This is a genomic window from Achromobacter sp. GbtcB20 (genome assembly GCF_019091095.1).
Lineage (GTDB): Bacteria > Pseudomonadota > Gammaproteobacteria > Burkholderiales > Burkholderiaceae_B > Achromobacter > Achromobacter mucicolens.
The window spans coordinates 1-493 of the sequence record NZ_JAGXJZ010000215.1 but is presented as its reverse complement, the minus strand read 5'-3'; the positions used below and the strand labels follow the sequence as shown (position 1 = coordinate 493).

1 protein-coding gene is annotated in these 493 nt (G+C 66.5%); it reads right to left on the bottom strand.

Going from position 1 to position 493, the window contains the following annotated elements; all coding sequences use genetic code 11:
- A partial coding sequence (locus KVT32_RS28645) for a mechanosensitive ion channel family protein (protein WP_217619264.1) occupies positions 1 to 493 on the bottom strand: 493 nt, incomplete at both ends.

Genomic DNA, 493 nt, shown 5'->3' with positions numbered 1-493 from the left:
GATGAAGTCGCCGATCTCGAAGGGCTTGTCGAGCATGATCGAGAGCGAGGCGAACAGGTCGCCGAGGATGTTCTGCACCGCCAGCGCCACCGCGATGCCGCCGATGCCCAGGCTGGCCACCAGCGCCGTGATGTTGAAGCCAAAGTTGTCGAGCACCATCAGGAAGGCGATCACCCACAGCGCCAGGCGCAGCAGGAAGCAGACGATGGTGCGCGAGGACTTGCGCGGGTTGTCGCCGTTGGCGAGGTAGCGGTCGCGCCAGGCGCGCAGCAGGGTGTCGCCCCAGATCGCGAGCTGCAGGATGATCGCCGCGATCGCCACCCGCGACACCACCAGGCGCTGCCGGTCGCTGAGATCGAGCACGAGCGAGCCCAGGTAGCTCGATACCGCCAGCATGCCGGCGATGTAGGTCTTGCGCAGCATCTTGGCGACGAGGTCGTCGGCCACCGTCTCGGTGCGGCGCGAGAGGACCTGCATCTTGTGCAGCACGAAG